We start from the raw sequence: 13,959 nt of genomic DNA, 5'->3' as shown, positions 1-13,959 counted from the left end.
GTGGCGATTCTCTCGTCGATGCGACTTTTCCGAAGTCTAGGCGTAAGATTCTCTGAGCAAGTTAACTAGCCATACGTATTGCTGTGGGAAGCATTTGCTCTGTGCAAATGCGTATGGGATCTTCTCGCACTGATGCGAGAGAAAGACGGAGTAGACGCATGTCTTCTAAGTATGACCAGAGCGTTCCAGAAGGTGCTACCCGCACCCTGGATTCGGTCACTGGTATTAGCAAGAAGGGCTTGGAATCAGGCACTGTCGGCGTTGTCGGCGCACTGGTTATCGGCCTTTCGGTGTGTGCACCTGCGTACACTCTGACCTCGGCAATCGGCCCGGCGGCGAGTGAAGTTGGTTATCAGACGCCCGCAATCTTCCTCATGGGCTTCATCCCCATGCTGCTGGTTGCGATCGGCTACCGCGCGCTGAACTCGGCTATGCCTGACTCGGGTACCTCGTTCACATGGGCGACCCGTGCATTTGGTCCGTGGGTAGGCTGGATGGCTGGTTGGGGTCTCATCGCCGCAACCGTTCTCGTGCTGTCAAACCTTGCGGGTATCGCAGTTGAATTCTTGTTCCAGTCGATCGCGATTCTCGCGAACAACCCAGACATCGCGCTGATCTCTGAGAACAAGTTCATCAATATTCTGGTCTGCCTCGCGTTCATGGCGATGGCAACCTTTATTTCCTACCGAGGTATGACCTCGACCAAGATCTTCCAGTACATCACTGTCATCTTCCAGATGGGTGTCATGATCTGGTTCGCTGTGGCAATGTTCGTGGGTGCGGCAGATCCCGCAAACCCTGAGGGCAAGATGCCTGAGCTGTCTTGGTTCAACCCCCTCGAGGTATCGAGCGTCAGCGCATTTGCCGCTGGTATCGCGGTCTCGATCTTCGTCTACTGGGGCTGGGACACGATCCTCACCATGGGTGAGGAGACCAAGCCTTCAAAGGGTCGTATGTCGACCGAAAGCAAGGCCGCAATGATTCTCGTTGCAATCCTCGTGGTGATGTACGTCGGAACTGCAGCGGCAACCGTTGCATTCGCTGGTGTTGGTGACGGACCAACCGGACTTGGCAACGACGCAATCGCGGAGAACGTCTTTGCAGCACTCGCGCATCCTGTAATGGGCAGTGCAGCAATCTTCCTGTCACTTGCAATCCTCGTTTCGGCGATGGCCTCGATTAACTCGACCGCCATCTCACCGGCACGTACCCTCCTTGCGATGGCGCACTACGGTGCAATTCCTGCAGCGATCAAGAAGATTCACCCGAAGTACAAGTCGCCGCACATCGCGCTGATGCTGTCATCGATTGTCGCCTCGGTCTTCTACGCAGTCATGCGCTTCATCAGTGAGGACGTGCTCTGGGATACGATTACCGCGCTCGGCATGATGGTCTGCTTCTACTACGGCATCACCGCGCTTGCGAGTACCTGGTACTTCCGCAAACTGGCACCAAAGCAGGGCTTCGGCTCGATGCTCTCGAAGGTCATCCTTCCTGGCATCGGTGGCGTCCTCTTGCTCCTGGTCTTCATCCAGACCACCATCGACAGCATGGATCCCGCAGCGGGCTCTGGCAGCAACATTGCTGGCATCGGTCTTGTCGGTCTTATCGGCGTTGTCGTTCTCGGACTTGGTGTCGTTCTCATGCTGATCCAGTCACGCAAGACGCCTCGCTTCTTCAAGGGGCAGGTCCTTGAGCGTGTTGACGCGACGAACGATACCTCGATCATTGAGGTGTTCGACGACGGACTCGGAAGCTAACCTTCCTTCCAACAAGCGTTACGTAGACAGCGGTGGCTCGGCGAGAATTCGTCGGGCCACCGCTGTCTTGTGAGGACCGGTGCGACACTGCGACAGGCGAGAGAATTCAGATCACACACGGTTCGAGTTTCGGTAGGCTTAGCTTCATGACTGCTGCGATCCCGACTCCGTATGAAGATTTGCTTCGCGAGGTGTACGAAACTGGTACTCCGAAGAGTGACCGCACCGGTACTGGAACGCGCAGTCTCTTTGGGCGCCAGATCCGATACGACCTAGCTGAGTCCTTCCCGCTGCTCACCACGAAGCGCGTGCACTTCAAGTCAGTCGCGATTGAACTGCTGTGGTTCCTCCGCGGTGAGTCAAACACGAAGTTCCTCACTGATAACGGGGTCACGATCTGGGACGAGTGGGCTGATGCGCAGGGTGATCTCGGACCTGTCTACGGGGTGCAGTGGCGCTCGTGGCCGGCACCGGGCGGCGAGCACATTGACCAGATTGCTCGTGTTATCGAGCAGCTTCGTTCGAATCCGGACTCCCGCCGCATCATTGTCTCTGCCTGGAACGTCGCAGATCTTGATGAAATGGCGCTCATGCCGTGCCATGCGTTCTTCCAGTTCTATGTTGCTGACGGCAAGCTGTCTTGCCAGCTGTACCAGCGCTCAGCAGACATGTTCCTTGGCGTGCCGTTCAACATCGCGTCCTATGCGCTGCTCACTTTGATGGTCGCTCAGCAGGTGGGGCTTGAACCAGGTGAGTTTATCTGGACCGGCGGCGACTGCCATGTCTACGACAACCACGTCGAGCAGGTTGAGAAGCAGCTTTCGCGCGAGCCGTACGCGTATCCGCAGATCAAGATCAATAAGGCAGAGTCGATCTTCGACTACACGCTTGAAGACTTTGAAATCGTGGGCTACGAGCATCACCCCGGTATCAAAGCGCCTGTAGCGGTCTGATCGTGAACCACACATTGCAGCCGGTAGGCCAGGGCATCGGCATGATCTGGGCCGAAGCGAATGGCGGAGCTATTGGGCGCTCAGGAACCATGCCGTGGCATCTTCCTGAGGACCTTGCACACTTCAAGCGTACGACTTGGGGCGCCCCGGTGATCATGGGACGGCGCACGTGGGAGTCCCTCCCGAACAGTTTCAGGCCGTTACCAGGCAGAACAAACGTGGTGATTACGAGTGACGCCCACTACGAAGCCCAGGGTGCGACCACTGTTACGACACTTGATGAGGCTATTTCGCTGACTCAAAACTTGGCACGAGACGCGCAAACCGTCGCAGAAGAACCTCGTGTGTCCGAGGCTGGTGCCGAGACCGTTGCGGCTGAAACTCGACCGCGCCGGGCAGCTTGGGTGATGGGTGGTGGCCAGTTGTATCGCGCGGCAATGCCGATCGCTGATGAGTTGGTCGTGACTCGGATCGACATCGATGTTGACGATGCAGACACCTATGCGCCTGAGATTGGCTCGGAGTGGGTGCTTGCTGAACGCGGTTCTCAGGAGCAGTCGAAGACCGGTCTTGGGTATGTTTTCGAGCGCTGGGTGCGCAACTGACACGTAATCTGGATAATCTGACCAGCCCGAGTCGGGTAGCCTAAGTAAGTGGCAAATATTGAAAACCCCTTCGGGCAGGTCCTGGTCGCGCTTGTAACGCCGTTCGATGCTGACGGTGAAGTTGACTGGGCTGCGACGGAGCAGCATATTGAAAACTGCATTCAGGGTGGTGCTGACGGCATCGTCGTGACTGGAACGACCGGTGAGACGTCTACCCTCACCGACCCCGAAAAGTTGAAGCTCGTCCAGGTTGCAAAATCTGTGGCGAGCGGCCGCGCAAAGATTATTACTGGTGGCGGATCGAACGAGACCGCACACGCAATTGAGCTCTACCGCGCGAGTGAGCGCGCGGGTGCAGACGGCGTCATGATCGTGACGCCCTACTACAACAAGCCCACGCAGGCGGGCTTGCTCACTCACTTCCGTATGGTTGCAGACGCGACCGACCTTCCCACAATCTTGTACGACATCCCCGGTCGCACGGGTGTGCCGATTGCTTACGAGACGATCCTCCGTCTTGCCAAGCACCCGAACATTGTGGCGGTGAAGGATGCAAAGGGTGATCTCAGTGAGGTCAGCCGTGTGCTGAACCAGACGGATTTGCTCTATTTCTCAGGCGACGATGCAAATGTGCTTCCGCATCTTTCCATCGGTGCCTCTGGCCTCATCGGTGTCACCGCAAATATTGCGCCTGCACCGTACCGTGCGATGGTCGACGCAGTTAACGCGGGCGACCTGCATGCAGCAACGGCAGTACATCAGAATCTTGAACCGCTTGTACGTGCAGTGATGACTCACGTCCCGGGGACGGTTGCAGCGAAGTACATTCTCCACGGCCTCGGTCGTATTTCGAGCCCGCGTGTGCGTTTGCCGCTCGTTGGACCTGAAGAGTGGGAAGCGGCAGTCATCGAAGATGAACTGTCGTTGGTTCGCGATGTGCCCGGTGTTGACTTTACGAACTTCCGACCGGACCGCAATGCGGCTGCCGGCGGTGCTCTGCCGAAAATCGCAGGCACCACCCGATAAACACAGGAGGCTTTGTGCCGAACCCCCCGTACGCTCCGCCAGCCCTCGAAGAGGGTACGCTTCGCATCACGCCACTCGGTGGTCTTGGCGAGGTTGGCCGAAACATGACTGTCTACGAGATCAACGGCAAACTGCTGATCGTCGACTGTGGTGTGTTCTTCCCTGAGGTGCAGCACCCCGGCGTTGACCTCATACTTCCCGACATCTCGAAGGTTGAGGATCGTCTCGAGGACATCGTCGCTGTCGTGCTCACGCACGGCCACGAGGACCACATCGGTGGCGTCCCGTATCTCCTCAAGATGCGCGAAGACATCCCCTTGGTTGGTTCTCAGCTGACCCTGGCATTCGTGTCAGCAAAGCTCAAGGAGCACCGGATCCGCCCGGTTACGAATGTCGTGGCCGAGGGGGAGCGTACCAAGTACGGCCCGTTCGATCTTGAGTTCATTGCGGTGAACCACTCGATTCCCGATGCGCTCGCGGTTGCGATCCGCACCGATGCAGGTCTCGTCATTGGTACCGGTGACTTCAAGATGGATCAGCTCCCGCTTGACGGTCGCATCACCGACCTCCGTGCGTTCGCGCGTCTCGGTGAAGAGGGCGTGGACCTCTTCATGACCGACTCAACGAATGCTGATGTGCCAGGCTTCACGCCGCTCGAGAAGAACATTGGTCCTGTGATTGAGCAGGTCATCTCGCGCACCCCTGGCAAGGTCGTTGTCGCGAGCTTCTCGAGTCACGTGCACCGCGTGCAGCAGGTACTTGATGCAGCGCACGCGAACGGTCGTCGTGTCGTGCTGCTCGGCCGCTCAATGGTGCGCAATATGAAGATTGCGGCAGACCTCGGGTATCTCAATGTGCCAGAGGGCGTGCTCGTCGACCTGAAGAAGAGCGGCGACATTCCTGACCACCGCATCGTCTACATGTCGACAGGTTCACAGGGTGAGCCGATGGCTGTGCTCAGCCGTATGGTGAATCAGGAACACCAGGTCGAGGTTGGCAAGGATGACACGGTCATTCTCGCGTCGAGCCTCATTCCTGGCAACGAGACCTCCGTGTATCGCGTGATTGATGGCCTGATCAAGCTTGGTGCCAACGTGGTTCACAAGGGCAATGCGAAGGTCCACGTTTCAGGTCACGCAGCGGCAGGTGAACTCCTGTACTGCTACAACATCGTTCGCCCGAAGAACGTTATGCCGATCCACGGCGAATATCGCATGCTGGTGGCAAATGCTGCCCTCGCGATTGAGACCGGTGTTCCCGCGAACCGCACGGTCATCGCCGAGAACGGCACGGTAGTCGACCTTGTTGATGGTGTTGCACGCGCGGTTGGTCAGATCGACACGGAGTTCATCTACGTTGACGGTAAGAGCGTCGGCCGCGTAACTGAGGATGACCTCAAGGACCGCATGACCCTCGCTGAAGAAGGCTTCATCTCGGTGATCACCGTCGTCGAGCCAACGACAGCACACATTGTTTCCGGACCGGACATTCACGCTAAGGGCGTTGCGGAAGATCGTCGCGTCTTCGACAAGATCAAGCCGCAGATCGCAGATGCTCTTGAAGCAGCGATGAAGGATGGCGTGACTGACCACAAGCAGTTGCAGCAGATCACGCGCCGCACGATCGGCCGTTGGGTGGGCACCAAGCTCCGCCGTAAGGCAATGATCGTGCCGGTTGTGGTCGTCGTCTAACTCCCAAGCGGGAACGAAAGGTCAGAGGGTGGCTTCTGGAATCGCGCGCGCAAGCGCGCTGATGGCATCAGGCACGATGGTGTCGCGTGTGCTGGGCTTTGTAAAAACTGCATTGCTCGCATTCGCGATCGGGCAAACACAGTCGGTTTCTGCCGACGCGTTTGCAAACGGCTCGATGCTTCCGAACACCCTCTACCTCATGCTGGTGGGTGGCATGTTGAGCTCCGTGCTCGTGCCACTCATCGTCAAAGCCTCGCGTGGGCCAGATGGGGGCGCCGCCTACATCAACAAGATCATGACGCTGATCTTGGTCATCCTCGGCACGGTGACTGTGCTGGCGATGGCGGCTGCCCCCTGGCTCGTGCACATCTTCACGCTTGATTGGGGCGCGGATCAGCGGGCGCTTGCGACTGCGTTTGCGTACTGGTGCCTGCCTCAAATTCTGCTCTATGGACTTTTCACTGTGCTCGGTGAAGTGCTGAACGCACGCAGTGTCTTCGGGCCTTTCTCCTGGGCACCCGCGATCAATAACCTTGTGGGAATTGCCGGTATCGCGGCGTTCATTGTGATCTTCGGCGCCGACCCTGACGGCCTCCGCACGGTCTTTGACTGGAATGGATGGAGCATCGCGCTGCTTGCTGGGAGTGGAACGCTTGGTGTTGCGATCCAGTCTGCAATTCTCTATATTGCGTGGACGAAGTCGGGGATCCGCTACCGTCCTGATTTCCAGTGGCGAAACATGGGCCTCGGCGAGACCGCACGTGTGGCGAGCTGGAGTCTCGGTTCTGTCGTCGCAATGCAGCTCGGCAGCATCATCACGACGAACGTTGCGAACAGCGCTTCCGGTGGCGGCCCGTCTGCGGCTTCTATGCAGAGCGCTTGGCTGCTCTTTATGCTCCCGCACTCTGTTATCGCGATGTCGATTGGCACTGCGTTCTTTACCCGGCTCGCAACTGCTGGGCAGTCGGGTGACATGGTTGGATATCGTGAAAACTTCCAATCTGCCACGCGCGCGATCAGCATCGTCATGCTCTTCTCCGCTGCGCTCATGATGGCCGTTGCGCCATACGTGAGTCGCGTTGTGCTCTTTGGCACAGACGAATCGCAGGTGCAGATGTTTGCTCTTGTGCTTCGTGGGTACCTCATCGGTCTTGCCGCCTTTAGCTTCTTGTACGTGGTGCAGCGTGGCTTCTTCGCACTCACCGATATGAAGACCCCGTTCTATTTCAATCTTGTGCAGATTGTGTTGTATTCAGGTGGCGGCCTGTTCTCACTTATGCTCCCCAAGCAGTTCACTGTTGTCGGCTTGACTGTGACGTGGGCGCTATCGACGATCATCGAGTGCATCCTGGCGGCTATTCTGCTGCGCCGTAAGGTCGGCATGCTCGGTGGCAGGCGGATCCTGCGAACACTTGCGAGCGCTATTCCAGCTGGCCTGCTCGCAGCACTTGCGGGCATCGCGATGGTCTCGGTCTTTGACATGAACCTCGGGCTTGCGACGGTGGCTGGCGCAATTTGGCGCTCAGTTGTCATCACCGTGGTTGCCGGAGTGGTCTTTGTTGCGGTGCTCGCAATCACGCGTTCGCCAGATCTTCGTCTTGTTTTGACTCGTCTGAAAGCGCGTTCGCGCTGAGGATGCTAGCGTTCAATGCGTAGTGTTTTCGAACACTGTATGCCGAAACATCGACCTGGGAGGCCGTATGACATCTCGCACTTCAGCCAATAGCTCTGCGCGACGCAGATGGACGGGCGTGGTCGGGCTGGTTGCTGCGGCTTGCCTCGTGGCTGGTGGTCTCTCGCTCGGGTCGACACCAGGTCTTGCCGTCGACGCTGATCTCCCAACGTGGGACGACGTAGAGAAGGCGAAGCAAGATGTCAACGCCACCGACGCAAAGATCACCGAGATCGAAGCACTGCTCGTGCAGGTGGCAAAAGAAGTTGAGACGACAAAACAAGCGTCGATTACTGCTGGTAACGCTCTCGCGCAGGCAGAAGATGACCTCCTCGCAGCAAATGAGCGCGTGGAGGCGCTTGAAAGCAAGGCGAGCGAGAGCGCTAAAGAAGCTGAGTCAGCAGCACGAGAAGCGGCGTCGCTCGTATCGCAGATGTACCGCTCTGGTGGTGTCGACCGCAACATGGAGCTGTTCTTGGAGAGCGACGCTTCTACTGCCGACCAGTTGCTCGAGCGCCTTGCGGTGATGTCAAAGGCTTCAGAACGAAACTCGAAGGTCGCCGATGACGCGACACGTGCTCGCAACAACGCAGATACGCTCGGACAGCAGGCCGAATCTGCTTCGAACGAACGTGAACGTCTGCAGAATGAAGCGGCAGAGCGTAAAGAAATGGCTACGGTGGCTGCAGCAGCTGCAGTCGACAAGCAGACGAAGCAAGAAGAGCAGCAGGCGACGCTCCAAGCTCAGCTCGATGCGCTGAAGGACAAATCAGCAAAGACTGTTGAAGGTTACGAGGAGCGAGTCCGCCAAGAAGCTGAGGAAGAGCGCCAGCGCCAAGAAGCAGCTCGGAAGGCAGCTGAAGAGGCCGCCCGTAAGGCTGCTGAGAACGCTGCAAATAACGGCGGCAACAGCGGTGGTGGTAACAACGGCGGTGGCACAGTGAACCCGCCGACGGGCGGCGGTGGCTGGGGCTACCCACTGGCCTGGAACAACGTCAACGAAGAGTTTGGCGGTTCACGTAACCACGGTGGAATCGATCTCGACGGTGCAGAGTGGACACCGATCTATGCGGTGTCGGCTGGACGCGTGAGCGCCTGCTACGAGTTCAGTAACTACGGCAATGCGGTCGATATTCAGCATCCTGATGGATCAATGACACGTTACGCACATCAGCCCTACGGCGGCATCACGGTGAGCTGTGGCCAGTGGGTTGAGAAGGGCCAGCAGATTGGCCATGTCGGCACCACTGGTTGGTCGACCGGTCCACACCTGCACTTCGAGACTTGGCCAAACTCCTGGAGCCGAGTCGATCCTCGTGGCTTCATGGCCGCACGTGGCGTCTACTTCTAAGCCAGTACGATGACACTATGATTCAGCCGCGTACGGGTGCCGTACGCGGCTGAATCATAGGCGCGCCGACTTGAAACTCCCGCTTGTCGGTGGCGCCTTGTACCGTATTCACATGGCCAAAAACTCGTCAGCGAACGGCAAAGCCGGAAAGTCGCCCGCAAAGAGTCGTAACTCTTCGGGCGCTCAGGCAACCGCGCGCACCCGTGTGCTCATGGAAGCCGAGCCCGCGGCTCCGCTCATCGTGCGCATTTGGGAGAGCATTGCGCATGCCGTTGGCGGGACAGCTCGTACATTCCGTGCTGAGCCACTCGCCCCAGCTGACCGTCGTGACGGCTTCCCCTTCCTCCTTGTGGTGCTTGCCCTCATTGGTGCCATTCTTGAGTGGTTTGCCATTGGCAATGATGTTGCAGCGCAGATCACTGCGTACACGTTCGGTGGCCTCGTTGGCCGTATTGCTTTTGGTCTCCCGATCATCATGTTCTGCTTTGCGCTATGGCTTTTCAACCACCCGCTCAGTGTGAACGATAACCGCCGAATCGCAATTGGCCTGTTCCTCGCGATCGCGAGCGCTTCTGGCCTGACGCACTTGTACGGCGGCGAACCACAGCCGAAGCAGGGAATGCCAGCGCTTTCTGCGGCTGGTGGTTTGCTCGGCTGGCTCGTTGGCACCCCGCTCGGCTTCCTGACCAAGTGGTTCGCTGTGCCGGTCCTATCGTTGCTCCTCGTGTTCTCGGTGCTCATTATTACGAAGACGCCCCCTGGCCGTATCTTCCGACGTATTCGCGAGGGCTACGCGTACCTGTTCGGGGAACAGGCGCCTGAACAGAGCGAACCTGTACAACGAAGCAGCCGGAAGAATGACGAGCCCGAGACGGAGCTCTTCGACCATGACTCACCGGATTCACTGCCGTGGTGGCGTCGTAACGCCACTGGCCGTGAGGAAGACCCTGACTTCGTTCAGGCAGCTGAGTCGCTTGACGAAGTCCTTCCTGCAGATTCTGGTCGCAGCGGGGCATTCGACAGCGCGTTTGCGACCGACGACGCTGACGAGACCGATGTTGTCGCTACAGACGACTCGCAGACGACAGCGCTTCCCACCAGCGATCCCTTTGCAGCACTCGGAATTGACTCCGATGCCTTGAGTGCTGGCGTGACTGGGGCTCGTGGCGGCTCGGGCCTGGGTGACGACTCACCTCAGGTGGAGACTCGAGTACTCGATTTTGATGACTTTGGCAGTGATGCCGAGGAGCCATCTGCACCGACGTTTGAAGTAGCTCCCGTACATGATCCGGGTGCTGCGACAGCATATGACTTGCCTGACGCTCGAATTCTCTCGGAGGGCAGCACGCCAAAGACGCACACCGAGGCGAACGACCAGATCATGGCAGCAATTGCTCGGGTGTTTGAAGAATTCAAGGTAGATGCCCATGTGACCGGTTTCTCGCGCGGCCCGACGGTGACGCAGTATGAAGTTGAGCTTGGCCCTGGTGTCAAGGTTGAGAAGGTCACAGCGCTATCACGCAATTTGTCTTACGCGGTTGCCTCGAACGAGGTGCGCATTCTCTCGCCTATTCCGGGTAAGAGCGCTATTGGCATTGAGATCCCGAACACCGATCGCGAAAATGTTGCCCTTGGCGATGTGTTGCGCTCGGCGAAAGCTCAGCGGTCCACGCATCCCATGACGATCGGCGTCGGCAAAGACGTCAAGGGTGGGTTCGTGATTGCGAACCTCGCCAAGATGCCTCACCTTCTCGTTGCCGGTGCAACAGGCTCAGGTAAGTCAAGCTTCATCAACTCGATGATCACGAGTATCCTGATGCGTTCGAAGCCCGAAGAAGTTCGAATGGTACTCGTCGATCCGAAGCGAGTAGAACTGACGGTCTATCAAGGCGTTCCGCATTTGATTACGCCCATCATCACTAACCCAAAGAAGGCTGCTGAAGCCCTCCAGTGGGTCGTGAAAGAGATGGACATGCGATATGACGATCTTGCAAGCTTCGGCTTCCGTCATATCGATGACTTCAATGCTGCAATCCGCGAGGGAAAGATCATTCTCCCCGAGGGGAGCGAGCGGAAGCTGAAACCGTACCCGTACCTCCTCGTCGTCGTCGACGAGCTCGCGGACCTCATGCTTGTCGCACCACGAGACGTTGAAGACTCAATTCAGCGAATCACGCAGCTTGCTCGTGCGGCTGGCATCCACCTGGTTCTCGCGACCCAGCGACCCTCGGTCAACGTTGTCACGGGCGTGATTAAGTCGAACGTTCCGAGTCGCTACGCCTTCGCGGTTGCCTCGGGTACTGACTCGCGAGTCATCCTTGATGAAGTCGGCGCGGAGCGTCTCATTGGCCAGGGCGATGGTCTGCTGCTCTTGAACGGCGAGTCAAGCCCCATGCGTGTGCAGGGTGCATGGGTGAATGAGGTTGAAATCGCGCGTGTAGTCGAGCATGTCAAGACGCAGGCGCGGCCAGAGTACCGTGCGGACGTTGCGCAGGTCGTTGAGAAGAAGGAGATTGACGCTGACATTGGCGACGATCTCGAGGTGCTCATCGCAGCTATCGACCTTGTAGTGACCTCACAGTTTGGCTCGACATCTATGCTGCAGCGAAAGCTTCGAGTGGGCTTCGCGAAAGCGGGCCGCCTTATGGATCTCATGGAGTCCCGTGAAATCGTCGGCCCTTCCGAAGGCTCAAAAGCCCGAGACGTACTCGTGTCACCCGAGCAGTTGCCTGAGATTCTTGCTCGGATCAATGGAACGCCTGCTCCTTCAGCCGTTCAGAATGCCGCTGCCTCAGCTCCAACAGCAAGCATGGCGATGACTGATCACGGGCAGCAGTCCATTGCTGCCGACGAAGGCGCGGGACGTGGGGGCGGCTCAGTGGATGCGGGCCAAACTGACGATCGGTACAACGACCCGCTCCTGAATTCTTCGGATGACGATGACGATGACGATGTCGATGAAGACGCCTGGCAACTCACTGGTAGGGACTAGCAAACGAGATGAACGCAATGACGAATGTGCCCACGGAACGCCAGAGTAACTGGAACGCTCCGAACATCATCACGGCTGCACGGATCCTTGCAACGCCGCTCTTTGTGTGGTTGATCCTTGCGAGCGGTGATTCCGGCGTCATGCGCTGGTGGGCTACCGCATTCTTTGTTGTGGCGATCGCGACTGACGCCCTCGATGGCTACCTTGCACGTTCCAGGGGGCTTATCACGGACCTCGGAAAACTCCTCGACCCGATTGCGGATAAGGTGCTCACGGGCGCCGCGCTTGTCTGTCTGTCGATCATCGCTGAGCTTCCTTGGTGGGTGACCATCATCGTGCTCATCCGTGAGGTTGGCATCACCATTCACCGGCTCATGATTGTGAGTGACGCGGTCGTAGCAGCTGACTGGATGGGCAAGCTGAAGACGGTTGCGCAGTCGGTCGCAATCGCGTTGGCGCTGACACCGCTTTCGCAGCTTGCTGGAGCTGCAGGCACGGTCTTCCAGTGGATCAATATTGTGACAATGAGCGTCGCCGTATTTCTTACAATCGCCAGTGGTATCGATTACATCGTTGCGTACGTCCGTGGGCGCGGCGCAAACGACTCTGCGAAGTAACTGCGTTGACACTTGCATCTGTTGTCATTGAGCGTGCTGCAACGCTCGGGTTGAGGCTTGCTGTTGCGGAGTCGCTAACCGGGGGACTCCTGTGCGCAGAGCTCGTGTCCGTACCAGGAGCATCCCGTGTCGTGAGCGGTGGTGTGGTTGCCTACGACACAGCTCTCAAAGCTTCGCTCCTTGGCGTTGATGCCGAGCTGCTTCGTGACCGGGGGCCGGTCGATGCTGAAGTGGCGAAACTTATGGCAGCGGGAGTGCGCGAAGCCTGTGCTGTGAATGGAAAGCCCGCCGACATTGGCGTCGCGACGACAGGTGTAGCCGGTCCAGATGCTGACCCGCAGACCGGCCAACCAGTCGGCACGGTATGGGTGGGCGTGAGTGTGCGCGATGAATCGAGAGCCGTTTTACTCGACATTGATCCGGGAACTCGCCAACAGATTCGATCCGCGGCAGTCAACGGCGCTCTAGCAAGTGTGCTCGAGTTGCTCACAGGCGAAGCTTTAGCTTCGTAACAGCTGAGAGAAATCCTAGAACTTGAGTCCATCGCACTCAGGTTTCAGAAATATTGGGAATATATCCAGTAGTGTCGAAGTTGTATTCGATGACCGGCAATTGTGTCGTGGCGAGTGCGAGAAGCGCACAAGCTGGATATTCTTACAAGACATGGCCAATAGGCCACTGCGAAGGGGAGGTTACCGATGGTACTGATGCGTCAGGAGCTCGGAGACGTTCTGCGTGATTTTCGGCAGCAGAAGGGTCGCACCCTGCGTCAGGTTGCGGGTGACGCAAGCGTAGCACTTGGTTACCTGAGTGAGGTTGAGCGCGGCCAGAAGGAAGCGTCGAGTGAAATTCTCGCCGCTGTCGCTGATGCGCTTGATACGCCCTTGTCTGTCATCCTTGGAGAAGTGAGTGAGCGACTCGCGTTGGTGGAGGGCATCTCGATGCCCCTCGCGTCGCGATTCCCTGACACTGTTCCCGATGCGCTGGTGACTGACTTCAGCTCATCGCTCGTCGCTAGCTAGTCCGACCGATGCGCATGCGCGCGCTGCGAACGGCAGCCGCTGAAGAGTTCGGTGCTGCCCATGCAGGCGTGCTGTTTCGAGACTATTGGGTGGCAGCCCTCGGCGGGACACCAGAAGAGGCGTTGACGCGCGGCGTTGCGCCACGGGATGTGTGGTTGGCGCTTTGTCTGGAATTTGATGTTCCCGAGTCACGTCGACATGGACGTGGACTTGCGGATCCGCAGCCCTCGTGAGTGGCAAGTGGGGCCCTGTCGTATGCGACAGGGCCCC

The 13,959-nt window shown here is 58.1% G+C and carries 12 protein-coding genes; all 12 read left to right on the top strand.

The window, feature by feature from the left end:
- The first annotated feature begins 158 nt into the window (after positions 1-158).
- The 12 genes from FW756_RS08810 (at position 159) to FW756_RS08755 (ending at position 13,922) form a co-directional block, all read left to right on the top strand.
- The gene (locus tag FW756_RS08810; protein WP_446429792.1) at positions 159-1,760 is read left to right on the top strand and encodes an APC family permease; all 1,602 of its coding nucleotides are present in this window, start codon (positions 159-161) and stop codon (positions 1,758-1,760) included.
- Positions 1,761-1,906: 146 nt separating this feature from the next.
- Complete coding sequence (locus FW756_RS08805; RefSeq protein ID WP_446429791.1) at positions 1,907-2,713, top strand: thymidylate synthase; 807 nt, start codon at positions 1,907-1,909, stop codon at positions 2,711-2,713.
- A gap of 41 nt (positions 2,714-2,754) precedes the next feature.
- Positions 2,755-3,318, top strand: coding sequence for a dihydrofolate reductase (locus FW756_RS08800; protein ID WP_446430035.1), 564 nt, complete (start codon positions 2,755-2,757; stop codon positions 3,316-3,318).
- 48 nt (positions 3,319-3,366) lie between these two features.
- The gene (dapA, locus tag FW756_RS08795; RefSeq protein ID WP_446429790.1) at positions 3,367-4,344 is read left to right on the top strand and encodes a 4-hydroxy-tetrahydrodipicolinate synthase; all 978 of its coding nucleotides are present in this window, start codon (positions 3,367-3,369) and stop codon (positions 4,342-4,344) included.
- A gap of 14 nt (positions 4,345-4,358) precedes the next feature.
- Positions 4,359-6,035 (top strand): ribonuclease J, encoded by a 1,677-nt coding sequence (locus tag FW756_RS08790; RefSeq protein ID WP_446429789.1) that lies wholly within the window; start codon positions 4,359-4,361, stop codon positions 6,033-6,035.
- 28 nt (positions 6,036-6,063) lie between these two features.
- A complete protein-coding gene (murJ, locus tag FW756_RS08785) occupies positions 6,064-7,668 on the top strand; it encodes a murein biosynthesis integral membrane protein MurJ (RefSeq protein WP_446429788.1) in 1,605 nt (534 codons plus the stop codon).
- A 67-nt stretch (positions 7,669-7,735) separates the two neighbouring features.
- Complete coding sequence (locus FW756_RS08780; RefSeq protein ID WP_446429787.1) at positions 7,736-9,058, top strand: peptidoglycan DD-metalloendopeptidase family protein; 1,323 nt, start codon at positions 7,736-7,738, stop codon at positions 9,056-9,058.
- Between the two features lie 112 nt (positions 9,059-9,170).
- Entirely contained in the window at positions 9,171-12,050 is a 2,880-nt protein-coding gene (locus tag FW756_RS08775) for a DNA translocase FtsK (RefSeq protein WP_446429786.1), read from the top strand.
- Positions 12,051-12,067: 17 nt separating this feature from the next.
- Complete coding sequence (gene pgsA / locus FW756_RS08770) at positions 12,068-12,667, top strand: CDP-diacylglycerol--glycerol-3-phosphate 3-phosphatidyltransferase (protein WP_446429785.1); 600 nt, start codon at positions 12,068-12,070, stop codon at positions 12,665-12,667.
- Positions 12,668-12,672: 5 nt separating this feature from the next.
- A complete protein-coding gene (locus tag FW756_RS08765; RefSeq protein WP_446429784.1) occupies positions 12,673-13,179 on the top strand; it encodes a CinA family protein in 507 nt (168 codons plus the stop codon).
- 186 nt (positions 13,180-13,365) lie between these two features.
- On the top strand, positions 13,366-13,689 hold the full coding sequence (locus FW756_RS08760; protein ID WP_446429783.1) for a helix-turn-helix domain-containing protein: 324 nt from the start codon (positions 13,366-13,368) through the stop codon (positions 13,687-13,689).
- Positions 13,690-13,703: 14 nt separating this feature from the next.
- Positions 13,704-13,922 (top strand): DUF3046 domain-containing protein, encoded by a 219-nt coding sequence (locus tag FW756_RS08755; RefSeq protein ID WP_446429782.1) that lies wholly within the window; start codon positions 13,704-13,706, stop codon positions 13,920-13,922.
- The last annotated feature ends 37 nt before the right edge of the window (positions 13,923-13,959 follow it).

This window comes from Leucobacter sp. 1207-22, assembly GCF_052850455.1.
The sequence above is the reverse complement of the archived record's forward strand: the minus strand, read 5'-3'. Positions and strand labels throughout refer to the sequence as shown.